Raw genomic sequence first — 1091 nt, forward strand, 5'->3', positions numbered from 1 at the left:
CATTTGTGAAGTCGCCACTTTGTAATTTGCCATCTTTGCCGCCTGCTACATCATCTATAACATCTGTAATAACAACATCACTTAAAGATACTGGTTTTGTATCTAGTGTTTGAATTACATTGCCATTGGTATCAACTAAATCTAGTTTATACTCTTTAACAGCTGCCATTTCGGCTAGTGTTTTACGTCCCCAAGCATCTTGGTCGTTGCCATTTCTTATGTAGCTTGCTATTTCGTTGCCATTTTCACCTATTAGAGTTACTTTTAGTTTTTGGTCAGCACCGATATTTTGAGCATTTTTAATAGCTATATCTCTTGCAAATGGTAGTTCTATATCACCTCTGTAATTGATTGATGATACGTCTAGCTCGGCGTGAGGCGACTGATCTAGTGTGCCATTAGCCACTTCTGTATCTTTACCAGTGTTGCCACTTGGGTCAGTTACTTCTGCTATTACCTTATCACCCGGATTTACTGGTTTAATTTCGCCAGTGAAGTTACCATTAGCGTCTGTTGTGCCTCTGCCTAGCTCGTTGCCTTGCTCGTCTTTAAATACGATAGGTGCATTTGGTTCATTTGTTTCTACGCTAATTTTTGTCTTATCAGGTGTGCCGTTAGAATTTGTATCTACTGGTGTTACTTCTGTGATATCTACTACTGGGGCATCTTTATCATCAGTTGTTAGGTTGCCAGCTGTTTGTGTATCTGTGCCAGTGTTGCCACTTGGGTCAGTTACTTCTGCTATTACCTTATCACCCGGATTTACTGGTTTAATTTCGCCAGTGAAGTTACCATTAGCGTCTGTTGTGCCTCTGCCTAGCTCGTTGCCTTGCTCGTCTTTAAATACGATAGGTGCATTTGGTTCATTTGTTTCTACGCTAATTTTTGTCTTATCAGGTGTGCCGTTAGAATTTGTATCTACTGGTGTTACTTCTGTGATATCTACTACTGGGGCAGTTGTATCACCTGCTACTACTTTACCCTCATCTGAAACGTTACCAGCTTTGTCTTCTGTTTTAGCTGTAACTTCTGAGCCGTCTTCTATTTTGTCAGCTGGGATTGTGATTTTGCCAGTGTCTGGATCAACTTTA

1 protein-coding gene is annotated in these 1091 nt (G+C 40.5%); it reads right to left on the minus strand.

From position 1 onward, the window contains the following. A partial coding sequence (locus NYG85_RS12065; RefSeq protein ID WP_284938922.1) for an Ig-like domain-containing protein occupies positions 1-1091 on the minus strand: 1091 nt, incomplete at both ends.

The sequence above is a fragment of the Campylobacter gastrosuis genome, assembly GCF_030249845.1.
Classification (GTDB): Bacteria; Campylobacterota; Campylobacteria; order Campylobacterales; family Campylobacteraceae; genus Campylobacter_A; species Campylobacter_A gastrosuis.